At 41.2% G+C, this 24,212-nt stretch carries 21 protein-coding genes and 1 other annotated feature; all 21 genes read right to left on the bottom strand.

What is annotated here, in order from left to right:
• Nucleotides 1–7: 7 nt before the first annotated feature.
• The 21 genes from leuB to rpmG all read right to left on the bottom strand — a co-directional run bounded on the left by leuB (nt 8) and on the right by rpmG (nt 24,156).
• A complete protein-coding gene (gene leuB, locus GPDM_RS14405; protein ID WP_008432493.1) occupies nt 8–1,108 on the bottom strand; it encodes a 3-isopropylmalate dehydrogenase in 1,101 nt (366 codons plus the stop codon).
• A 30-nt stretch (nt 1,109–1,138) separates the two neighbouring features.
• Nucleotides 1,139–2,680, bottom strand: coding sequence for a 2-isopropylmalate synthase (locus GPDM_RS14400; RefSeq protein WP_008432491.1), 1,542 nt, complete (start codon nt 2,678–2,680; stop codon nt 1,139–1,141).
• Entirely contained in the window at nt 2,667–3,701 is a 1,035-nt protein-coding gene (gene ilvC, locus GPDM_RS14395) for a ketol-acid reductoisomerase (RefSeq protein WP_008432489.1), read from the bottom strand. Before ilvC ends, GPDM_RS14400 begins: the two co-directional genes overlap by 14 nt.
• Before the next feature lie 29 nt (nt 3,702–3,730).
• A complete protein-coding gene (gene ilvN, locus GPDM_RS14390) occupies nt 3,731–4,243 on the bottom strand; it encodes an acetolactate synthase small subunit (protein ID WP_008432488.1) in 513 nt (170 codons plus the stop codon).
• Nucleotides 4,240–5,967: a biosynthetic-type acetolactate synthase large subunit gene (gene ilvB, locus GPDM_RS14385; RefSeq protein WP_008432486.1), complete on the bottom strand. Its 1,728-nt coding sequence runs from the start codon at nt 5,965–5,967 to the stop codon at nt 4,240–4,242. The genes ilvN and ilvB overlap by 4 nt, the downstream gene beginning before the upstream one ends.
• Before the next feature lie 343 nt (nt 5,968–6,310).
• A complete protein-coding gene (gene ilvE / locus GPDM_RS14380) occupies nt 6,311–7,210 on the bottom strand; it encodes a branched-chain-amino-acid transaminase (RefSeq protein WP_008432485.1) in 900 nt (299 codons plus the stop codon).
• 328 nt (nt 7,211–7,538) lie between these two features.
• Nucleotides 7,539–8,726 carry an elongation factor Tu gene (gene tuf / locus GPDM_RS14375; RefSeq protein WP_008432484.1) on the bottom strand — a complete coding sequence of 396 codons (1,188 nt, stop codon included), beginning with the start codon at nt 8,724–8,726 and terminating at the stop codon, nt 7,539–7,541.
• 114 nt (nt 8,727–8,840) lie between these two features.
• On the bottom strand, nt 8,841–10,919 hold the full coding sequence (gene fusA / locus GPDM_RS14370; RefSeq protein ID WP_008432482.1) for an elongation factor G: 2,079 nt from the start codon (nt 10,917–10,919) through the stop codon (nt 8,841–8,843).
• Nucleotides 10,920–10,970: 51 nt separating this feature from the next.
• Nucleotides 10,971–11,441, bottom strand: coding sequence for a 30S ribosomal protein S7 (rpsG, locus tag GPDM_RS14365; protein ID WP_008432480.1), 471 nt, complete (start codon nt 11,439–11,441; stop codon nt 10,971–10,973).
• A gap of 44 nt (nt 11,442–11,485) precedes the next feature.
• A complete protein-coding gene (gene rpsL / locus GPDM_RS14360; RefSeq protein WP_008432479.1) occupies nt 11,486–11,905 on the bottom strand; it encodes a 30S ribosomal protein S12 in 420 nt (139 codons plus the stop codon).
• A 97-nt stretch (nt 11,906–12,002) separates the two neighbouring features.
• Nucleotides 12,003–12,251 (bottom strand): ribosomal L7Ae/L30e/S12e/Gadd45 family protein, encoded by a 249-nt coding sequence (locus GPDM_RS14355; protein ID WP_008432478.1) that lies wholly within the window; start codon nt 12,249–12,251, stop codon nt 12,003–12,005.
• Nucleotides 12,252–12,387: 136 nt separating this feature from the next.
• Complete coding sequence (gene rpoC, locus GPDM_RS14350; RefSeq protein ID WP_008432476.1) at nt 12,388–15,993, bottom strand: DNA-directed RNA polymerase subunit beta'; 3,606 nt, start codon at nt 15,991–15,993, stop codon at nt 12,388–12,390.
• A 107-nt stretch (nt 15,994–16,100) separates the two neighbouring features.
• Entirely contained in the window at nt 16,101–19,655 is a 3,555-nt protein-coding gene (rpoB, locus tag GPDM_RS14345; protein WP_008432475.1) for a DNA-directed RNA polymerase subunit beta, read from the bottom strand.
• Between the two features lie 215 nt (nt 19,656–19,870).
• The gene (locus tag GPDM_RS14340; protein ID WP_008432474.1) at nt 19,871–20,473 is read right to left on the bottom strand and encodes a class I SAM-dependent methyltransferase; all 603 of its coding nucleotides are present in this window, start codon (nt 20,471–20,473) and stop codon (nt 19,871–19,873) included.
• 124 nt (nt 20,474–20,597) lie between these two features.
• The gene (rplL, locus tag GPDM_RS14335; protein ID WP_008432473.1) at nt 20,598–20,957 is read right to left on the bottom strand and encodes a 50S ribosomal protein L7/L12; all 360 of its coding nucleotides are present in this window, start codon (nt 20,955–20,957) and stop codon (nt 20,598–20,600) included.
• A 56-nt stretch (nt 20,958–21,013) separates the two neighbouring features.
• Nucleotides 21,014–21,514 carry a 50S ribosomal protein L10 gene (rplJ, locus tag GPDM_RS14330; protein WP_008432472.1) on the bottom strand — a complete coding sequence of 167 codons (501 nt, stop codon included), beginning with the start codon at nt 21,512–21,514 and terminating at the stop codon, nt 21,014–21,016.
• Nucleotides 21,515–21,545: 31 nt separating this feature from the next.
• Nucleotides 21,546–21,694, bottom strand: a sequence feature (ribosomal protein L10 leader region).
• Nucleotides 21,695–21,736: 42 nt separating this feature from the next.
• Nucleotides 21,737–22,435 (bottom strand): 50S ribosomal protein L1, encoded by a 699-nt coding sequence (gene rplA, locus GPDM_RS14325; RefSeq protein ID WP_008432471.1) that lies wholly within the window; start codon nt 22,433–22,435, stop codon nt 21,737–21,739.
• Between the two features lie 105 nt (nt 22,436–22,540).
• Complete coding sequence (gene rplK, locus GPDM_RS14320; protein WP_008432470.1) at nt 22,541–22,966, bottom strand: 50S ribosomal protein L11; 426 nt, start codon at nt 22,964–22,966, stop codon at nt 22,541–22,543.
• 164 nt (nt 22,967–23,130) lie between these two features.
• Entirely contained in the window at nt 23,131–23,664 is a 534-nt protein-coding gene (nusG, locus tag GPDM_RS14315) for a transcription termination/antitermination protein NusG (protein ID WP_008432469.1), read from the bottom strand.
• Between the two features lie 100 nt (nt 23,665–23,764).
• Complete coding sequence (gene secE, locus GPDM_RS14310; protein ID WP_008432468.1) at nt 23,765–23,950, bottom strand: preprotein translocase subunit SecE; 186 nt, start codon at nt 23,948–23,950, stop codon at nt 23,765–23,767.
• Between the two features lie 59 nt (nt 23,951–24,009).
• Nucleotides 24,010–24,156 carry a 50S ribosomal protein L33 gene (rpmG, locus tag GPDM_RS16515; protein ID WP_008432466.1) on the bottom strand — a complete coding sequence of 49 codons (147 nt, stop codon included), beginning with the start codon at nt 24,154–24,156 and terminating at the stop codon, nt 24,010–24,012.
• Between the last annotated feature and the right edge of the window lie 56 nt (nt 24,157–24,212).

Below are 24,212 nucleotides of genomic sequence, written 5' to 3'. Positions count from 1 at the left end.
CTTTTACTTACACATAAGAATACATAATGTGTTCCGATACAAATTCTCTTTCAAGTTCTTCGATCACTTTTGTTACGTATTGCTCTGTTGAAACTACACGTTTCCCGCTACCAGCCAAATCTCCTGTACAATAACCATCTTCTAGAACACCCATTACGGCTTGTTCAATCGCAGCCGCTTCTGAATGCAGGCCAAATGAATGCTTCAACATCATCGCAGCTGACAAAATAGCAGCTGATGGATTCGCTTTGTTTTGTCCAGCGATGTCAGGAGCTGAACCATGTACCGGTTCATAAAGACCAAAGCCGTCTGAACGGACGCTAGCAGATGGCAGCATACCTAGTGAGCCGGTGATAACAGAAGCTTCATCACTCAAGATATCTCCAAACATATTCTCTGTTACGACAACATCGAAAGTGCGTGGGTCTGTGATCAACTTCATCGCAGCTGAATCAACCAACATATGCTCTACTTCGATATCTGGATATGCAGCTTTACGCTCTTCTACCACTTCACGCCATAGCTTACTCGTTTCCAATACATTGGCTTTATCAACCGAAGTTACTTTGCCTCTTCGAGTACGAGCGATTTCAAACGCTTGATTTACAATGCGTTCAATTTCTTCTCTTGTGTAAACTAACGTATCGACAGCTGATTTTTCAGAGCGACGTTTTGGTTCACCGAAATACAAACCACTTGTCAATTCGCGCACGATGACCATATCAACATCTTTCGCCACTTCTTCTTTTAACGGCGAAGATGCTAGCAATGCTGGGATTGCTTTTACTGGACGAATATTTGCAAACAAATCGAAATGCTTCCGGATGTTCAAAAGCCCTTTTTCAGGACGCAAATGAGCTGGGTTGTTATCCCATTTTGTTCCCCCGACCGCACCAAGGAGAATCGCGTCACTCGCTTCACAAACTTCAATGGTTTGCTGAGGAAGCGGATTCTCAAATTGATCCACCGCTTCTCCCCCGATTACCGCGTGCTTTAAATGAAAAGTATGTCCATAACGCATTGCAATGGATTGCAGCACTTTTACCGCTGCATCTGTTACTTCCGGTCCGATTCCGTCTCCTGGCAATACCGCTATTGTTTTTTTCATTTTAAATTCCTCCTCTTTCGATCTGTTCTCTTATATGGCTGGGATTCTAACCTTCTTACCTACTTGGACAATTTGGCGGTTGACTGCATTTAAGTACGCTTTTGCCGTGGCTTCTAATACATCTTGAGCAACGTCTCGACCTGTAACGGTTTCTCCGTTATAGCTCATATTGATAACCGCTTCGCCTAGTGCATCGCGACCTTTACCAATAGACGTTACACGATAATCCAATATATGAACTTCGCCTTCCACAATTCGTTCTAGCGTATTGAAAATCGCTTCAACTGAACCTGCTCCTGTTGCCGCTTCATTGATTAACTCACCATTTGGATGATAAGCAGAAGCTGTCGCCGTCGGAATATTCGCTGTCCCATATTGCACTTGAACACTTTCCAGTTTATAAATCGGTGTATCGTTATCATGAATTTGTTGATCTGTTAGCAATACATACAAATCAGCTTCTACAATTTCTTTTTTGCTGTCGGCTAGTTTCTTAAATTCAACAAATGCTTTATTCAACTTTTCTTCTGTCAAATCAAAGCCCATTTTCACAGCACGATCTTTAAAAGCATGACGCCCTGAATGTTTACCTAGTACCAATTCAGTGGCTGCGTCGCCAATCAAATCTGGTGTAATGATTTCGTATGTTAACGGATTTTTTAACATACCGTCTTGGTGAATACCCGATTCATGAGCAAAAGCATTTTTACCAACTACAGCTTTGTTCGGCTGAATCAAGCTACCTGTCAATTGACTCACCAATTGGCTAGTGCGTTTAATTTCGTTCAGTTTAATGCCCGTTTCAACATTAAATATTTGTTTTCGGATATGCAAGGCAACTGCAATTTCTTCAAGTGCTACGTTACCGGCACGTTCTCCGATTCCATTTATCGTTCCTTCAATTTGCGTTGCGCCATTTTCGATAGCTGCTAATGTATTAGCTGTCGCCATTCCCAAATCATTGTGGCAATGCGCAGATAGTTTTACTTTTTCAATTCCAGCTACGTTATCCGTCATGTATTTGAACATCGCACCGTATTCATGAGGTGTCGCATAACCAACCGTATCTGGAAGATTGATTGTCGTCGCGCCTGCTTCAATTACTTTGCGAATAATATGCGCAAGAAATTCAGGATCCGAACGAGAAGCATCTTCTGCTGACCATTGGACGAGCGGGAAAAACTTACGTGCATATTTTACCGATTCCACAGCCAGTTCAACCACTTGCTCGGGTGTTTTAAATAATTTTGTTTCCATATGAATAGGAGATGTTGCTAAAAAGATATGAATATGCGGTTGTTCGGCTCCTTTTAACGCTTCCCATGTTCTGTCAATGTCACTTTGGATCGAACGAGCAAGGCCCGTTACAATTGAATTTTTCACTGTACCTGCAATTCGTTGCACAGCGTCAAAATCTCCTGGAGATGAAGCAGGAAATCCTGATTCGATAATCGTCACTCCCAAACGTTCAAGCTGGCGGGCGATTTCGATTTTCTCTGCTGTATTCAAGTTGATCCCGGCCGACTGTTCTCCGTCTCGCAATGTCGTATCGAAAATATCAATTTGTGACATTAGCAGCCACCTCTTTTTGTTTTGTTTTTTTGCCTTCGTTAACGAATGGCATCATCGCACGCAATTCGCGTCCAACTTGTTCGATTTGATGTGATTCTTCTGCTTTTTCGATTGCTGTGAATTCTGGACGATTTAATTGGTTTTCAAGCAACCAACCTTTAGCGAATTTCCCTGTTTGGATATCCGTAAGAACATCTTTCATGCGTGCTTTTGTATCTGCATCGACAATGCGTGGTCCTGAGACAAAATCTCCCCACTGAGCTGTGTCTGAAATTGAGTAACGCATTCCTGACAAGCCACCTTCATACATTAGGTCAACGATTAGTTTTAATTCGTGCATACATTCGAAATAGGCAAGTTCAGGCTGATATCCAGCTTCTACAAGTGTTTCAAATCCAGCTTTTACTAGAGATGTTACGCCCCCGCAAAGAACCGCTTGTTCTCCGAATAGGTCGGTTTCAGTTTCTTCTTTAAATGTTGTCTCTAAAACGCCTGCACGTGTCGCGCCAATTCCTTTTGCATATGCAAGTGCTACTTCTTTCGCTTGACCTGACACATTTTGGTGGATAGCAATTAACCCAGGTACGCCAGCACCAGCTTCGTATGTGCGACGCACAAGGTGTCCCGGTCCTTTAGGAGCTACTAAGAATACATCTACATCTGCCGGTGCAACAATTTGATTAAAGTGAACATTAAAGCCGTGTGCAAAAACAAGTGACTTGCCTGCTTTTAATGAAGGTTTGATATCTGCATTATAGATTTGTGTTTGTTTTTCATCCGGTACTAAAAGCATGATTACGTCTGCCGCTTCTGCCGCTTCTTTAGCCGTCATTACTTTCATACCGTCATTTTCTGCTTGCTCGAATGATTTACCTGGACGTACGCCAACTACTACATCAAAGCCAGATTCCTTTAAATTTTGAGCATGTGCATGACCTTGTGAACCATATCCGATTACCGCGATTGTCTTTCCTTTAAGTACCTGTTCGTTTACGTCTTGGTTATAATACATTTTTGCCATTTTTAATTTCCTCCTCGAGTTTGGGTTTTTTATAGGATGTTTAATTGTGGTACTTGAGTTTTTTGTGTTTCTCTGACAAAAGCGGATACACCGGTTCGGGTCAGTTCTTTGACACCATAAGGTCTCATTAAATCAATGAATGCTTCAATTTTTTCTGGGTCGCCCGTAACTTGGAATGTTGTTACATTTTTGCTCATATCAACGACCGTTGCTCGGAACGGTTCAACAATGCTGAGAATTTCACTTCTGACTGCTGGTGGAACAACCACTTTGACCAACGCCAACTCTCTCATCACCATTGCTTTATCTGTAATATCATTTACTTTAATTACATCAATTTGCTTTTGCAGTTGCTTTAATAATTGTTCCAATTTGCCTTTATCTTCTACATTAACGACAAAAGTCATTTTCGACATGCCAGGCTGTTCTGTATGACCAACCGAGATGCTTTCGATGTTGAACTGTCGTTTCATCAGCAATCCGGTAACGCGGTTCAACACCCCGCTTTGGTTGATCACCGTTGTGGTAATAACTCGTTTCATTCGCCTTTCACTCCGATCATTTCATTCAAGCCTTTACCAGGTGCCACCATTGGATACACACACTCCAATTGCACTACGCGACAATCGATCAAAACCGGCTCGTTTGAATTAAATGCTTCTGTAAAAACAGCTTCTGCTTCTTCCATCGTTTCCACTTTATAACCTTTAACGTTATAAGCTTCTGCCAATTTAACAAAATCAGGTTGAACAGGCATTAACGACTGAGAATAACGCGACTCATAAAACGTCTCTTGCCATTGTCTTACCATTCCCAAACTTTGATTGTTCAAGATAACAATTTTTACCGGAAGGCGTAGCTCTTGAAGCAGTGACAATTCCTGCAACGTCATTTGGAAACCAGCGTCTCCTACGATGGAAATAACTTTTTCATCCGGTTTTGCCAATTGTGCACCGATTGCTGCTGGGAAACCAAATCCCATTGTGCCTAAGCCCCCTGAAGTTACCCAGTTATGTGGATTGTTAAATCGGTAATATTGCGCCGCCCACATTTGGTGCTGCCCGACATCCGTCGTTACAACAGCGTCTCCATTAGTCAATCGGTGAATCAATTCAACCGCTTGTTGAGGAAGAATGCCTTCTCGGCCCTTCACATGATACTGAAGTGGATATTCCGCTTTATTGCCGGATAATTTTGCTATCCACTCTGTTGTATTAGGGCTTTCAAATGGTTGTTTCAACAATTGAATCAATGCTTCTTTCGCATCTGCAACAATCGGAATTGCTGTTGGTACATTTTTGCCAATTTCTGCTGGATCGATATCGATATGAATTACTTGAGCATTTGGTGCAAAGTGAGCTAAATTTCCAGTTAACCGGTCATCAAACCGAGCACCGATATTTAGCAGCACATCGCAATCACAAATTGCGGTGTTTGCTGTGTAAGTTCCATGCATGCCGGCCATTCCTAGGAATAGTTCATGTTCGCCAGCGATGCTGCCCAATCCGAGTAGTGTATTGGTAATTGGAATTTGATGACGTTCAGAAAAGGCTTTAAGCTCTTCAGTTGCTTTGGCTGCTAGCACACCTGCACCTGCTAAAATTAACGGCTTTTTCGATTGTGATAATAGCTGTGCTGCTTTTTGGATTTGCAGGAAGTTCGGGCTAGTAGTTGGTTGATAACCCGGCAAGTTAACTCCCTCTTCTTCTTTAGTAGATAAGAATAGTTCTGTCGCAATATTTTTAGGAATATCTACTAGAACTGGTCCGGGACGCCCGGTAGAAGCGATGTAAAATGCCTCCTTCACAATTCTTGGCAGATCCGAAACTTTTTTCACTTGGTAATTATGCTTTGTAATCGGCTGAGTAATTCCGACAATATCCGCTTCTTGAAAAGCATCGGTTCCAATTACTGAAGTTGCAACTTGTCCGGTAAAGATTACTAATGGCAAGGAATCCAACATGGCATCCGCTATACCTGTTACCAAATTCGTTGCTCCTGGACCTGATGTAGCAAGTACAACACCGGTTTTCCCGGACACTCTTGCATAGCCTTCAGCTGCATGAATTGCACCTTGTTCATGTCGCGCCAATATGTGTCGTATCGGATTTTGGTGCAAGGCATCGTAAATTGGTAGCACCGCGCCTCCAGGATATCCGAAAATGATTTCTACTCCTTGATTTTTCAAAGATTGAATTAGCACATCCGCCCCATTGCCTGTTAATTCCTGTTTAACTTCTTCTCTAACTTTTACGTCTACTCCCAATCTTTCCGCCTCCTTTTCTAAAGCTCTTATGAAACAAAAAAACTTTTTCATCCCTACACAAAGAAACTTGTTCTTTGCATAGGGATGAAAAAGTTTCATGGTACCACCCTACTTTACTGCGCAACCGCAGCCTTATAGATAAGCATTGCTTATCTGCTGATAACGATAACTTTTAACTTACAAGTCACCGGGACTACCTAAACGGCCAAAGCCTTTCAGCAATCCACTCAGAGGGGATGTCGTAAATGGTTGTATTACCGGCTTCCACCTATACCGGTTCTCTGTGAATACAGCTTCCATTTACTTTAACCTCGTCATTGAGTTGAACTAATATTCGGTTTTTTTAAACTACATTTAACTGATCTGAATAAACTTTTACACCATCGTTTTGAACAAGCTCTCTAAATGATACAAGTAAATCATTCGTAACTGGTCCCGGCTTTCCTTCGCCTATCACTCGACCATCTACTTTCACTACCGAAATGACTTCAGCAGCAGTTCCTGTTAAGAAAACTTCATCAGCTACGTATACATCATGTCTAGTGAAAACACCTTCTTGAATGTCATAACCTTTTTTAGTTGCTATATCTATAATGGCATTACGCGTAATTCCTTCGAGAGCTCCTACATACCCTGGAGGTGTTAATATTTTATTTTTACGAACAATAAAAATGTTGTCTGCTGAACCTTCAGCCACGTAGCCTTGATCGTTAAGCATAAGCGCTTCAGAAACACCTGCTAGATTAGCTTCAAGCTTTACTAGAATGTTGTTCATATAATTCAAAGATTTAACTTTCGGGCTTAATACATCCGATCTGCTTCGTCGTGTAGCTACAGAAACAATCTCTAACCCTGTTTCATACATAGACTTCGGAAACAATGATAAAGGTTCGGCTATTACAATAACACTTGGATGTGAACAACTATAAGGATCTAACCCAAGGTTCCCTACTCCTCTTGAAACGATAAGACGGATATAAGCATCTTTAAACTTGTTTTCTCTAAGTGTGCGGACAACAATCTCAATCATTTCATCAAAAGAATGTGGAATCTCGAGCATCACAGATTTTGCTGAATCGTAAAGTCGCTCAAGGTGTTCTTCCAGTCGAAAGACATTACCGTTATAAGAACGTATCCCTTCAAACACTCCATCACCGTATAAAAAACCGTGATCATAAACTGAAATCTTAGCGTCTTCCTTTTTCACGAATTCACCATTCATATAAATTACTTGTTCACTCATGATGTCCACTTCTTTCTCGAAAGTTTTATAATATGCAATATATCGAATTCTGTATTTGTTTTGTAAATTGTTGCTATCATATCGCCTATTGCGACCCGTGTCAATCGGCTTTCACTAAGTTTTTTGTTAATTTTGAACATTCAAGAATCATGTATCCGTTTTCATTGTTGCTATTGCTAGGTTTAAAACAATTTTAAAAAAGTTTGAATATTTTATGAACAAGTTCCTTTTTCGGTCTAACTTCCTCTTTATCACTAAAAATCACGCAAAAAAAGACCCTGTCTCATTGTTTAATGAGACAGGGTCTTTAATTAACACTTAGCAATTCTTACTTCGTGATTGAAGCAACAACGCCAGCGCCTACAGTACGTCCACCCTCACGGATAGAGAACTTAGTTCCTTCTTCAAGTGCGATAGGAGAGATTAGAGAAACGATCATTTCGATGTTATCTCCAGGCATAACCATTTCTACACCTTCAGGAAGGTTACAAACACCAGTTACGTCAGTTGTACGGAAGTAGAACTGCGGACGGTAGTTTGTGAAGAATGGAGTGTGACGTCCACCCTCTTCTTTTGAAAGAACATAAACTTCAGCTTTGAACTCAGTGTGTGGAGTAATTGTGCCTGGTTTAGCCAATACTTGTCCACGTTGTACGTCATCACGAGAAACTCCGCGTAGAAGTGCGCCAATATTGTCGCCAGCTTCAGCATAGTCAAGTAATTTACGGAACATTTCTACACCAGTTACAGTTGTAGATTTTGGTTCTTCAGTAAGACCAATGATATCAACGTTATCACCGATTTTGATTTGTCCACGCTCAACACGACCAGTAGCAACTGTTCCACGGCCAGTGATTGAGAATACATCCTCAACAGGCATCATGAATGGCTTGTCAGTGTCACGTGGTGGAGTAGGGATATACTCATCAACAGCGTTCATTAATTCAACGATTTTCTCTTCCCACTCAGCTTCTCCTTCAAGAGCTTTAAGAGCAGAACCTTTGATAACAGGAATGTCATCGCCAGGGAAATCGTATTCAGAAAGAAGGTCGCGAACTTCCATTTCAACTAGTTCAAGAAGTTCTTCGTCATCTACCATATCGCATTTGTTCATGAATACAACTAGGTAAGGAACACCAACTTGACGTGAAAGAAGGATGTGCTCACGAGTTTGTGGCATTGGGCCATCAGCAGCAGATACTACTAAGATCCCGCCGTCCATTTGAGCAGCACCAGTGATCATGTTTTTAACATAATCGGCGTGTCCAGGGCAATCTACGTGTGCGTAGTGACGAGTTGCAGTTTCATATTCAACGTGTGAAGTGTTGATAGTGATTCCGCGTTCTTTTTCTTCAGGAGCGTTGTCGATTTGTGCATACGAACGAGCTTCCCCACCTGATTGTTTTGCAAGAACTGTAGCGATTGCTGCAGTTAAAGTTGTTTTACCGTGATCGACGTGACCAATTGTACCAATGTTTGCGTGTGTTTTAGAGCGATCAAATTTAGCTTTACCCATTAGAAAAATCCTCCTCGAAATATAAGTGATTGTTCATTTGAAGCGCCGGAATAATAGGGCCCTATTATTCCAGGCATACAAACTATTTATACTTGATTAAAGATCAAAATTCAATTATTGACCTTTATTTTTTTTGATAATTTCTTCAGAAATTGATTTCGGTACTTCTTCATAGTGATCAAAGTGCATTGAGAACACACCACGACCTTGCGTATTAGAACGCAATGAAGTTGCATAACCGAACATTTGTGCAAGTGGTACCATAGCACGGACAACTTGCGCGTTTCCACGAGCTTCCATACCTTCTACACGGCCGCGGCGTGACGTAATGTCACCCATGATATCTCCAAGGTATTCCTCAGGGATAACAACCTCAACACGCATAAGCGGCTCAAGAAGAACCGGATTTACTTTAGAGATTGCATTTTTAAGAGCCATAGAAGCAGCTACTTTAAATGCCATTTCATTCGAGTCAACATCATGGTAAGATCCGTCGAATAAACGAGCTTTGATATCAATTAAAGGATATCCGGCGATAACACCGTTGTCTAGAGAGTCGCGTAGACCCGCTTCAACTGCTGGAATGTATTCACGCGGAACAACACCACCAACGATACCATTTTCAAATTCAAAACCTGCTCCTTCTTCGTTTGGAGAGAATTCAATCCAAACGTGTCCGAATTGTCCACGTCCACCAGATTGACGTACGAATTTACCTTCAACTTTAGCAGACTGACGGAATGTCTCACGGTAAGATACCTGAGGTTCACCCACATTAGCTTCTACGTTGAATTCACGACGCATACGGTCAACTAGGATATCAAGGTGAAGTTCACCCATACCTGCGATGATTGTTTGGCCAGTTTCCTGGTCAGTATGCGCACGGAAAGTTGGATCTTCTTCTTGTAATTTACCAAGTGCTTGACCCATTTTATCTTGGTCAGCTTTAGACTTAGGTTCTACAGAAAGAGAAATAACTGGCTCTGGGAATACCATACGCTCTAGAATAACCTGATGTTTCTCGTCACTTAAAGTATCACCTGTTGATGTATCTTTAAGACCGATAGCAGCAGCGATATCACCGCAGTATACTTCAGCAATTTCTTCACGAGAGTTTGCGTGCATTTGTAGGATACGTCCAACGCGCTCACGCTTACCTTTAGAAGAGTTCTGAACATATGATCCAGATTTAAGTGATCCAGAATATACACGGAAGAAAGTTAATTTCCCTACGTATGGATCTGTCATTACTTTAAACGCTAACGCAGAGAATGGTTCGCTTTCGTCAGGCTTACGTAATACTTCTTCGTCCGAGTCTGGAAGAACACCAGTCATCGGTGGTACATCCAATGGAGATGGTAGGTAATCAATTACTGCATCAAGCATTAATTGAACCCCTTTGTTTTTAAATGCAGTTCCACAAACTACTGGATAAAACTCAACATCTAGTGTTCCTTTACGGATACCAGCTTTAAGTTCTTCAACAGTAATTTCTTCACCGCTAAGGTATTTCTCCATTAGCTCTTCATCAAGCTCAGCAACAGCTTCCACTAATTTAGTGTGCCATTCCTCAGCAAGTTCTTTATATTCTTCAGGAATTTCACCTTCAGTAATTTCAGTTCCCAAATCGTTTGCATAGAAACGTGCGTTCATTTCAACTAAATCGATAATAGCTGAGAACTCATCTTCTGCACCGATTGGCAATTGGATCGGGTGAGCATTTGCTTGTAGACGTTCGTGCAATGTGCCTACAGAGTAAAGGAAATCAGCACCGATTTTATCCATTTTGTTTATAAATACGATACGTGGAACACCGTAAGTTGTAGCTTGACGCCAAACTGTTTCAGTCTGAGGTTCAACACCTGATTGAGCATCAAGAACTGTTACTGCACCATCAAGTACGCGTAGTGAACGTTCAACTTCTACCGTGAAATCTACGTGTCCTGGCGTATCGATAATGTTAACGCGATGTTCTCTCCATGAAGCGGTAGTTGCAGCAGAAGTGATCGTGATTCCACGCTCTTGCTCTTGCTCCATCCAGTCCATTTGAGAAGCACCTTCATGTGTTTCCCCAATTTTGTGGATTCTACCTGTGTAGTATAAAATACGCTCCGTAGTAGTCGTTTTACCAGCATCAATGTGTGCCATGATCCCGATATTACGTGTTTTGTCTAAGGAGAACTCTCTAGCCATGTTGTTTTTCTCCTTCCATTTCGGATTAAGATGTAAACATCTCGAAAGAAATTACCAGCGGTAATGTGCAAACGCTTTGTTTGCTTCCGCCATTTTATGAATATCTTCACGTTTCTTAACAGCTGCACCAGTGTTGTTAGCAGCATCTAAAATTTCATTAGCCAAACGCTCTTCCATTGTTTTCTCTCCACGAAGACGTGAATAGTTTACAAGGTAGCGAAGACCTAAAGTTGTACGGCGTTCAGGACGAACTTCAACCGGTACTTGGTAGTTAGCTCCACCAACACGGCGAGCGCGTACTTCAAGAACTGGCATAACGTTAGTCAATGCTTGTTCGTATACTTCAATTGGATCTTTACCGCTGCGTTCTTTAACTAACTCAAACGCTCCGTATAGGATCTTTTGTGAAGTACCTCTTTTTCCGTCAACCATCATTTTATTAATTAAGCGTGTCACCAATTTTGAATTATAAATTGGATCTGGCAACACGTCACGTTTAGCTACAGGACCTTTACGAGGCATGTATGTTCCTCCTTTCAACGAAGTCACTTCGTTAATTTAAAATATTATTTTTTAACTTTAGGGCGTTTAGTTCCGTATTTAGAACGGCTTTGCATACGACCAGTAACTCCAGCTGTATCAAGTGCTCCACGTACGATATGGTAACGTACACCCGGTAAATCTTTTACGCGTCCGCCGCGAAGAAGAACTACACTGTGCTCTTGAAGGTTGTGACCTTCGCCGCCGATGTAAGCATTAACCTCAATTTGGTTAGTCAAACGTACACGCGCATATTTACGCAATGCCGAGTTTGGCTTTTTAGGTGTCATTGTACCAACACGAGTACATACTCCACGTTTTTGTGGTGATGTCACGTTAGTTTGAGACTTTTTAAAGCTGTTGTACCCTTTGTTTAGGGCTGGTGAATCAGATTTAGTGCTCTTTGGTTTACGAGGCTTGTTAACTAATTGGTTAATTGTAGGCATCGATTTTTCCTCCTCTCAAAAGGTGTTCTAATACCACATATCCAGGTGGTTCATTTTTGGGTAAAAAACAAAGTCTTTGTGATTTACACAAAAACTGTTATCCAGTAATAGCTACTGCAGCTGCACCGACATTAATGCCATATGCTTTGCCAAGCTTTAATCGTGAATCTGCAAATTCGATCCGAATACCTTTTTCTAAAGCTAGATGGACGATCTGTTCGGTCATTCGATCGTTCGCGTCTTTTGCCACTATTACTTCTTGGACAATACCGCTTTTTAATGCTTTTACTGTCTGCTTTGTACCGATGATTATTTCACTTGTCTGTTTTACTTTTTCATTAGACATTTGCATATCCTCCAAAGCATCAAACCGTTAACCATCAACCCTTAACATGTTATCATCCTATGTTAGTGCTGTCAACAAAGTTCTTGAAAAATCCCGAGGAGATTTTTCAACCTCCCCGGAATCCAAGAAATCTATTTTATGATTCTGTACCGACAATTTCTTGCTGCGCTGCTTTTTCGCTTTGAGCAATTTTGATTTGACGGTAACGTTGCATTCCTGTTCCAGCTGGAACAAGTTTGCCGATAATAACGTTCTCTTTCAATCCTAGTAGCTCATCACGTTTTCCTTTGATCGCTGCATCTGTTAAGACACGAGTCGTTTCTTGGAAGGATGCGGCTGATAAGAATGATTCTGTTTCAAGAGAAGCTTTTGTAATCCCTAGAATTACAGGACGGCTTGTCGCTGGTAAGTTACCTTCTAGAACCGCTTTTACGTTCGCTTCAGTGAATTGGTGAATATCCAATAGTGAACCTGGTAGCAATTCAGTATCTCCGGCTTCAATTACGCGAACTTTACGGAACATTTGACGAACCATAACTTCTACGTGCTTATCGCCGATTTCTACACCCTGCATACGGTATACTTTTTGAACTTCTTTCAATAGATACACTTGAACAGCTTGAACGTCTTTTACTTGAAGCAATTGTTTCGGATCAATTGAACCATCCGTTAATACTTCGCCTCGTACAATAGCGTCATCTACTTGAACTTTGATGCGCGCATTATAAGGAGCTAAATACTTACGAGTTTCAACGTCACCTTGAATCGTTACTTCCTTCTGACCTTCACGAATTTCTTCAACTTCAGTAACTGTACCTGTAATTTCAGAAATAACTGCTTGACCTTTAGGATTACGCGACTCAAATATTTCTTGGATACGCGGAAGACCTTGAGTAATATCGTCTCCTGCAACCCCACCTGTATGGAATGTACGCATTGTAAGCTGAGTTCCTGGCTCACCGATTGACTGAGCTGCAATAATACCTACTGCTTCGCCCACTTCAACTTCGTCTCCAGTTGCTAAGTTCGTGCCGTAACATTTCTTACAAATACCGTGTTTTGTATTACATGTAAATGCAGAACGGATTGTAACTTCTTTAATGCCCGCTTCTACAATAAGACGAGTTAAATCTTGAGTAATCAATTCGTCTTTTGCTACAATAATTTCTTTTGTTTCAGGATGGCGAATTGTTTTCTTAGCATGACGACCAACGATACGCTCATCAAGCTCTTCAATTACTTCTGTACCTTCCATCAACGCTCCAACCAACAATCCTCTATCTGTTCCACAGTCATTTTCGCGAACGATTGCATCTTGGGCAACGTCTACTAAACGACGAGTTAAGTAACCAGAATCGGCTGTTTTCAGTGCTGTATCGGCAAGACCTTTACGAGCACCGTGGGTAGAGATGAAGTACTCAAGTACTGTCAATCCTTCACGGAAAGAAGATTTAATCGGAAGTTCGATAATACGTCCAGCCGGGTTGGCCATCAATCCGCGCATACCAGCAAGCTGTGTAAAGTTGGAAGCATTACCACGAGCTCCGGAATCACTCATCATAAAGATCGGGTTTAAGTTATCAAGAGATGCCATCAATTTACCTTGAATGATATCTTTTGCATTACTCCAATATGAAATGACACGTGCATATCGTTCTTCTTCTGTAATCAATCCGCGACGGAATTGTTTCATTACTTTATCTACATTTTCTTGTGCACTGATTAAAATTTCTCCCTTATCTGGAAGAACTACGATATCTGACACACCAACAGTGATGCCGGCTTGTGTCGAATATTTAAATCCAAGGCTCTTCATGCGATCAAGCATTTTCGAAGTTTCCGTAATATGGAAACGTTTGAATACTTCTGCAATGATTTCACCAAGAATTTTCTTTTTAAACGGTGTTACAAGTTCCGCTTCTTCAATATGCTTACGAATATCAGTCGTTGTTGGAACGAAATATTTCGCTGGTGTCTCTACCTGCAAGTTGAAATCAGTCGGTTCGTTAATATACGGGAATGACTTCGGCAGAATTTCATTGAAAATAATTTTACCAACTGTAGTTAGTAAAAGCATTTTGTTTTGTTCTTCTGTGAACGTCGGGTTGTTTACAGCTCCAGCTTGAATCGCAATACGTGTATGCAAATGCACATGGCCTGTTTGATAAGCGATCATAACTTCTTCAGGTCCTGAGAAAGTAGCGCCTTCTCCTGTAGCACCTTTGCGCTCAAGTGTTAAGTAATAGTTTCCTAAAACCATATCCTGAGATGGTGTTACAACAGGTTTTCCGTCTTTTGGATTCAAAATGTTTTGAGCTGCAAGCATTAATAATCTCGCTTCAGCTTGTGCTTCAGAAGATAAAGGTACGTGAACAGCCATTTGGTCACCATCAAAATCGGCATTGTATGCAGTACATACAAGTGGATGTAGACGGATTGCTTTACCTTCAACTAGTGTCGGTTCAAATGCCTGGATACCTAATCTGTGAAGAGTTGGTGCTCGGTTCAATAGAACCGGATGCTCCTTGATTACATCTTCTAATACATCCCAAACTTCAGAATGAAGACGTTCAATTTTGCGTTTTGCACTCTTAATGTTATGAGCCAATCCGCGTTCAACCAATTCCTTCATAACGAAAGGTTTGAACAATTCGATTGCCATTCCTTTCGGCAAACCACACTGATACATTTTCAGGTTAGGTCCAACTACAATTACTGAACGGCCTGAGTAATCAACTCGTTTACCAAGAAGGTTTTGACGGAAACGTCCTTGTTTACCTTTTAACATATGAGAAAGAGATTTCAATGGACGGTTCCCTGGTCCCGTAACCGGACGACCACGACGACCGTTATCGATCAAAGCATCAACAGCTTCTTGAAGCATGCGTTTTTCGTTTTGAACGATAATGCTTGGCGCACCAAGATCCAAAAGACGTTTCAAACGATTATTCCGGTTGATTACACGACGATACAAGTCATTTAAATCAGAAGTCGCAAAGCGACCGCCATCTAATTGAACCATCGGACGTAGTTCAGGTGGAATAACAGGTAAAACATCTAAAATCATCCAATCAGGGTTGTTCCCTGAGTTACGGAATGATTCTACGACTTCAAGGCGTTTAATCGCACGAGTGCGGCGTTGGCCTTGAGCTGTTTTCAACTCTTCTTTTAAAGAATCCGTTTCGCGCTCAAGGTCAATTTCTTGTAATAGACGTTTGATTGCTTCCGCTCCCATAGCAGCTTGGAATTTCTTGCCAAACTTATCACGGTAAGCGCGGTATTCTTTTTCAGATAGAAGCTGTTTCTTTTCAAGTGGTGTATCCGCAGGATCGATTACTACATAAGAAGCAAAGTAAATAACTTCTTCAAGTGAACGTGGAGACATGTCTAAGATAAGTCCCATGCGGCTCGGAATTCCTTTGAAATACCAAATGTGTGAAACAGGAGCTGCTAATTCAATGTGTCCCATGCGCTCACGGCGAACTTTTGAACGTGTAACTTCAACGCCACAACGATCACAGACAACACCTTTATAACGAACGCGTTTGTATTTACCACAATGACATTCCCAATCCTTTGTAGGACCGAAAATACGTTCGCAGAACAAACCATCTTTTTCAGGTTTTAATGTACGGTAATTGATTGTTTCTGGCTTTTTGACTTCTCCATAAGACCATGAGCGAATTTTATCGGGTGACGCTAATCCGATTTTCATATACTCAAAATTATTAACATCTATCAAGGAGCCTACCTCCCTTTTGTCTCGAGTTTCTGTACGGCTCTTCCTCGGTAATGGCTGAATGAATAACTGGAGAACGGCCGGTTAAAGCCGCTCGATTCCAGTAATTATTAATCAATTGTTCCAACCGGTGCTTCTGCATCTGCAATTGGTAAGATATTTAATGAGTCAGCTGGTTGAAGATCTTCTTCTTCATCCAAATCACGCAACTCAATTTCTTCATCATCAATAGTTAACATTTTAACGTCCATACCTAAACTTTGAAGCTCTTTAATTAATACTTTAAATGATTCCGGCACACTTGGTTCCGGTACACTTTCACCTTTAACAATTGCTTCATAAGTTTTCACACGACCTACAACATCATCCGATTTAACCGTTAAGATTTCTTGTAATGTATGAGCTGCACCATATGCTTCAAGTGCCCATACTTCCATCTCACCAAAACGCTGTCCGCCGAATTGTGCTTTACCACCCAATGGTTGTTGTGTAACCAATGAGTAAGGTCCAGTTGAACGTGCGTGCAATTTGTCGTCGACCATGTGGGCAAGTTTAATCATATACATAATCCCTACAGACACACGGTTATCGAACGCTTCACCAGAACGGCCATCATAAAGAATCGTTTTGCCATCGCGCGGCATACCTGACTCTTCCATTGTCTCCAACACATCTTCTTCATTTGCTCCATCAAATACAGACGAAGCCATATGAATTCCAAGTGAACGAGAAGCCATTCCAAGGTGTAATTCAAGTACCTGACCGATATTCATACGAGAAGGTACACCAAGTGGGTTCAACATAATGTCAACTGGCGTGCCATCAGGCATAAACGGCATATCTTCTTCAGGTAAAATTCTTGAAATAACACCTTTGTTTCCGTGACGTCCGGCCATTTTATCACCAACAGAAATTTTACGTTTCTGAACGATGTATGCACGGACTAACTGATTAACACCCGGTGGTAGTTCGTCTCCATCTTCACGATTGAAGATTTTAACATCCAATACAATACCGCCAGCACCGTGAGGCACTCGCAATGAAGTATCGCGAACTTCGCGTGCTTTTTCGCCAAATATAGCATGTAAAAGACGTTCTTCAGCAGTTAGTTCCGTAACCCCTTTAGGTGTTACTTTACCAACAAGAATATCTCCATCTTTTACTTCAGCTCCGACACGGATAATTCCACGGTCATCCAAGTTACGTAATGCGTCTTCCCCAACGTTCGGAATATCGCGCGTAATTTCTTCCGGCCCTAGTTTTGTATCACGTGAATCAGATTCGTACTCTTCAATATGAACAGATGTATAAACATCGTCTTTAACTAAACGTTCACTCATGATAATCGCATCTTCGTAGTTAAAACCATCCCATGTCATGAAGGCAACCAATACGTTTCTTCCTAATGCCATCTCTCCGCGTTCCATTGAAGGTCCATCGGCTAGAATATCGCGTTTAGAAACTCGGTCTCCAACTTTAACAATTGGGCGTTGGTTATAACTTGTTCCTTGGTTAGAACGAACGAATTTCTGCAATTTGTAAGTATCAAGGTCGCCTCTAACTTCATTACCATCCACAACTTCAATGCGGCGGACTGCAATTTCTTTAGCTTCCACAAACTCTACAATACCATCATTTTTTGCTACAACAGCTGCACCAGAATCACGCGCTGCCAAATGTTCCATTCCAGTTCCTACAAAAGGAGCTTCCGGATTTAATAACGGAACTGCTTGACGTTGCATGTTCGCTCCCATTAATGCTCGGTTGGAGTCATCGTTTTCAAGGAACGGAATACACGCTGTTGCTACAGAAACAACCTGTTTTGGAGAAACATCCATGTAGTCAATGCTGCCGCGTTTGTAAATCGTGTTTTCTCCGCGGAAACGTGCCACAATGCCTTCTTCAACGAATGAACCATCGTCATTCAATTTAGAATTGGCTTGAGCCACTACATAGTTATCTTCTTCATCAGCAGTTAAGTAATCGATATGTTTTGTAACAACACCTGTTTCAGCATCTACACGGCGATAAGGGGTTTCAATGAAACCAAACTTGTTCACTTTCGCAAATGTTGACAATGTGTTAATCAATCCAATGTTCGGGCCCTCAGGCGTTTCAATTGGACACATGCGACCATAATGAGAATAGTGAACATCACGTACTTCAAAGCCCGCACGTTCACGTGTTAAACCACCGGGTCCAAGCGCCGATAGACGACGTTTGTGTGTCAATTCAGCAAGTGGATTGGTTTGATCCATAAACTGAGAAAGCTGAGAACTACCGAAGAACTCTTTAATCGATGCAATAACCGGACGGATATTAATCAATTGCTGAGGCACGATTGCTTGTGTATCGTTGATCGACATACGCTCACGCACTACGCGCTCCATACGTGATAAACCGATACGGAATTGGTTTTGTAAAAGCTCACCTACTGAACGTAGACGGCGGTTACCAAGATGATCAATATCATCTGTGTTTCCGACACCATAAAGAAGGTTAAAGAAGTAACTAATAGAAGAAATAATATCAGCCGGTGTTACATGCTTAATCTTATCTTCTATATAAGCATTACTAATAACAGTAATTTCTTTTTGGTCTTCGTTGTTTGGCGCATAAATTTTGATTGACTGTAAAGTAACTTCGCCTTCTAGAACGCCACCTACTTGAGAAACAGTATGGAAACCAACACCATTTTCTAAGTTCGGAATTAAGCGATCCAATACACGACGATCAATCAATGTACCAGCTTCAACTAAAATTTCGCCTGTTTCAGGATCTGCCAATGTTTCTGCAATTGTCTGATTGAAAAGACGGTTTTTAATATGAAGCTTTTTGTTCATTTTATAACGACCAACATTTGCTAAATCATAGCGTTTTGGGTCAAAGAAGCGTGAATATAGTAAGCTCTTCGCACTTTCAACTGTTGGTGGCTCACCAGGGCGCAGGCGTTCATAAATTTCAAGAAGCGCTTTGTCTGTGCTCTCTGTGTTATCTTTTTCAAGTGTATTTTGAAGATATTCGTTATCTCCAAGTAAATCGATGATTTCTTGATCAGATCCGAAACCAAGCGCTCTTAAAAGAACCGTTACCGGTAATTTACGCGTGCGATCAATTCTGACATACACAACATCTTTTGCATCTGTTTCGTATTCTAACCATGCTCCACGGTTCGGAATAACAGTTGCCCCAAAGCCTTTTTTACCATTTTTATCTGTCTTGTCATGGAAATAAACACTCGGCGAACGAACCAACTGAGAAACGATAACGCGTTCTGCGCCGTTGATTACAAAAGTACCTGTTTCTGTCATTAACGGGAAATCACCCATGAAGACATCTTGCTCTTTTACTTCATCTGTTTCTTTGTTGTGCAGACGTACTTTCACACGCAAAGGTGCCGCATAAGTTACGTCGCGCTCTTTCGATTCATCGACTGGATACTTCGGTTCCGCGAGACTGTAATCAACAAACTCGAGCGATAGATTTCCTGTGAAATCTTCAATCGGCGAGATATCTCGGAACATTTCACGAAGTCCTTCTTCGAGAAACCATTCATAAGATGATGATTGAATTTCAATCAAGTTCGGAAGATCCAGCACTTCACTGATTCTCGAAAAACTTCTGCGTTGACGATGTTGACCGTACTGAACTAGTTGACCTACCAACTTATTCACCCCTCAATAAAACGATTATAGGTCTTTGCGATTTATACAAAATAGTGTATGATATCGAAAAGACAAAAAGAAAACGAGACTAAAATCAGCTCATTTTCGGTTTACACTTGATTAGCTATGTCGTCATGCGTAGCCCGAAAAAGGGCAAACGACCTCAAAATAATAAATTTTGCATTTTATTATAATAACACAGCCGTTTTGTCAAGTCAAACTTTTCGAGCTTCAAAAATAAAGTAACCTTTTTTCTTATCGACCACTTTTACTTCACCGAAAAGTTCTTCTAATTTCACCTGTGTAGAAGGAGCACCCTGCTTTTTCTGGATGACTACCCACAACGATCCACCATCCGCTAATTTCTCAGCAGCTTCTTCGTAAAAACGAAATATTGTTTCTTTACCTGCCCGAATCGGCGGGTTTGTTAAAATTGCAGAAAAACCACTAGCTTCCACCGTACTCAATCCATCACTTTCATAGATTCGAACGTTGGAAATATCATTTTTCTCTGCGTTTGTTTTGGCTAATTCAATAGCCCGTGTATTAACATCTACCATATGAACTTGTTTTTGAGGAGATATTTTTGCGACCGTCATTCCAATCGGTCCATAACCGCAGCCGACATCCAGCACCGGTCCATCTATAGCGGAATTTTGGAATGTCTCGATTAATAACCGCGACCCAAAATCGACTTCACTTTTGCTAAAAACTCCTGCATCAGTCTGGAATCGGAATTTCTCGCCTCGTAGTATGTCTGTCCATTCTCGAGGATTGCTTTTTGTTTGAGGATTTTTGGAATAATAATGTTGAGACATAGTTAGTCCTCCTTGCATTCACCTTATTATAGACCGTTGCTCGTCTTCTTAATAAATTAAAAAGAAGAAAAGCCCGCCGGTATACACTGACGAACTTTCCTCCTTTTTTTATAAAGTCATGAAATTACTTAACTTCTACTGACGCGCCAACTTCTTCAAGTTTGCCTTTGATTTCTTCAGCGTCTTCTTTAGAAACGCCTTCTTTGATTGCTTTAGGAGCTTCGTCTACAAGAGCTTTCGCTTCTTTAAGACCAAGACCAGTTACTTCGCGTACTGCTTTGATTACTTTGATTTTTGAATCGCCTGCAGAAGCAAGAACTACGTCAAATTCAGTTTGCTCTGCTTCAGCAGCGCCACCAGCTGCAGCTGCAGCAACAGGAGCAGCAGCAGTTACGCCGAACTCTTCTTCGATTGCTTTTACTAGGTCGTTAAGTTGAAGAACTGTCATTTCTTTGATTGATTCTAAGATTTGTTCTTGTGTCATTATAGTTTCCTCCTATTGATAGGTAATTTTTTTGTCGTGCTTAGCCGGCTAACTTATTAAGCGCCTTGTTCTTCTTTTTGATCTGCAACTGCTTTTGTTGTAGCTGCAAAGTTGCGCATTGGAGCTTGTAGAACGCTGAGTAGCATAGATAGCAAGCCTTCGCGTGATGGAAGTTCTGCCAATGCTTTCATGTCTTCAGCAGATGCGACTGCACCTTCGATAACACCCGCTTTAATTTCAAGCGCTTCGTTCGCTTTCGCGAAGTTGTTGATGATACGTGCTGGTGCTACTACATCTTCGTTAGAAAATGCAATTGCGTTTGGTCCTGTAAAGTGTTCGTTGATCGCTTCAAGTCCGTGCATTTCAGTCGCACGACGAGTCATTGAGTTTTTGTAAACTTTAAACTCAACGCCTGCTTCACGAAGCTGTTTACGAAGTTCTGTTAATTGTGCAACGTTCAATCCACGGTAATCAACAACTACAACTGACGCTGCAGCATTGAATTTATCAGCGATTGTTTGCACGACAACTTTTTTCGTTTCAACTGCTTTGCTCATTTTGGCACCTCCTATAGATTTTTCATTTATACCGTCCATAAGAAAAGCCTCTGGTCCATTACAGACACAGAGGCATAAAATCAGCATCAAAAAGATGTTTACTGAATTCATCATGTCCTCGGCAGGGATAAATTAAGCGACTAGCGCCCCTACTGTCTGCGGTACAAATGGGTATTTCACAACTCCGCTAGTATAGCAGAGCGGAAATACGATGTCAATATTTTATTTAGCAACTACTTTAGATGGATCTACTTTAACAGCAGGTCCCATTGTAGTTGTAACGTTCAATGATTTGATGTAAGTACCTTTAGCAGAAGATGGCTTCGCTTTTAATACTACGTCATAGATTGCTTCTAAGTTTTCAGCAAGTTTGCTGTCATCAAAAGAAACTTTCCCGATTGGCGCATGGATGATACCTGTTTTGTCTGCACGGTATTCCACTTTACCAGCTTTGATTTCTTGAACAGCTTTTGTTACATCAAATGTAACTGTGCCTGTTTTAGGGTTTGGCATTAAGCCTTTTGGTCCTAAAACGCGTCCAAGTTTACCAACTTCACCCATCATATCAGGAGTTGCAACGATCACGTCGAAGTCAAACCATCCTTGTTGGATTTTTTGGATATATTCAGCGTCGCCTACGAAATCTGCGCCTGCCGCTTCAGCTTCTTTTAGTTTTTCGCCTTTAGCGAAAACTAAAACGCTTTGAGTTTTACCAGTTCCGTTTGGAAGTACTACTGCTCCACGGATTTGCTGGTCGTTCTTACGCGTGTCAATTCCTAGACGGAAAGCCACTTCTACTGTAGCGTCGAAGTTTACTGTGCTTGCTTTTTTAGCAAGTTCGATAGCTTCTTTCGCTTCGTATAGTTTAGAACGGTCGATTAATTTTGCTGCGTCTTGCAATTTTTTGCCTGTTTTAGCCATTTTAAACGTCCTCCTTGTTGTGGTATAACGGAATGAACCTCCCACGATTAAAGGCTGCGCGGCTCATGATGAACTGCGCAACCCATCCAAAAACAACTGCTCGAATTAGTCTTCGATTACGATTCCCATACTGCGAGCAGTACCTTCAACCATCAACATTGCAGCTTCAACTGAAGCAGCATTTAGATCTGGCATTTTAGTTTCTGCGATTTCGCGAACTTTGTCGCGTTTCACAGTCGCTACTTTATTGCGGTTCGGTTCGCCTGAACCTGATTCAATACCGGCTGCTACTTTTAATAGAACAGCTGCGGGTGGAGTTTTCGTAATGAATGTAAATGAACGATCTTCAAATACTGAAATCTCAACTGGAATGATCAGTCCTGCTTGATCTGCCGTACGCGCGTTGAACTCTTTACAGAAGCCCATGATGTTAACACCTGCTTGACCCAATGCTGGACCAACTGGTGGCGCTGGATTAGCTTTTGCTGCAGGAATCTGCAACTTTACAACTTTAACAACTTTTTTAGCCACGAAACACACCTCCTTAAGTCCGTGATGTGGTAATAGGGTTTCCCCTCCCACTCAATATCTGTCTGTCAACGATGTTGATAGAATTAGCTAAATTGTACAGAGTGTCCTATGACAGTCTGACCTATGAAATAATACCATTAATAATTTAGAATAGCAAGTGGCTTTTATACTTTTTGAACTTGCTCGAAATCCAGTTCCATTTTGGTTTCGCGTCCGAAGATGTCAATCGACACTTTAACTTTGCCTTTTGTATCATCAATTTCTTCTACTTTCCCTTGGAAGTTAGCGAACGGCCCTTCCATAACTTCAACTGTATCCGCAACAGCAAAGTCGATATCTACTTTGCGTTCCGTCATTCCCATTTGTTTCAAGATGAATTCAACTTCTTCATCTAACAATGGTGTTGGTTTTGCGCCTCCACCTGATGAACCGATAAATCCGGTAACACCTGGTGTATTTCGAACAACATACCAAGATTCATCTGTCATGATTAATTCAACCAAGACATATCCAGGGAAAGTTTTACGCATTACTGTACGTTTCTTGCCGTCTTTAAAATCTGTTTCTTGTTCTTCAGGAATGATGACACGGAAGATCAAATCTTCCATCCCCATAGTTTCCACTCGCTTTTCCAAGTTTGCTTTAACTTTGTTTTCATATCCTGAATAGGTGTGGACTACATACCAATTTTTCTCCATAATCGTGCGGACTAAACGTCCATCCCTCCTTTTTTACCAAATGAAAAAACCCGTTCTCATAGAATGACGGGCTATTTTTTATGCATTATTCTTATCGATCTTATAGTGCGATGAACCAACGGAATAATTTAGAAATACCTGCATCGACTACTGTGAAAAAGAGAGCCATGAAAATACAAGTAGCAAGAACAACGATTGTATAACGTGTAAGTTCTTTTCGTTTTGGCCAGCTAACTTTCCGCATTTCCGAAACGACGTTTTTAAAGAAACTGCCAATGTTACCCATTATTTAAAAAACCTCCGAATTTCAAAATCACTCTATATCGTCCGGCATTCAGTTAAAATTCATATCGTTTGTTTATGCACGGTATGCTCATTACAATGAGCACAGAATTTTTTGAGTTCCAAACGTGTGCTAGATTCTGCTTTCGCAGGAACCGTATAATTACGAGTTGCACATTTTGAGCAGCTTAATGCAATTTTTTTAGCCATTTTATCACCTTATTCAAGTTTACAGCTTTTTCAAGGTTATCACCTTAAAACAGACA

Origin of the sequence: Planococcus donghaensis MPA1U2 (assembly GCF_000189395.1) — a bacterium.
Classification (GTDB): Bacteria; Bacillota; Bacilli; order Bacillales_A; family Planococcaceae; genus Planococcus; species Planococcus donghaensis_B.
Note: the sequence above shows the minus strand (reverse complement) of the source record. Positions and strands in the feature narration are given on the sequence as shown.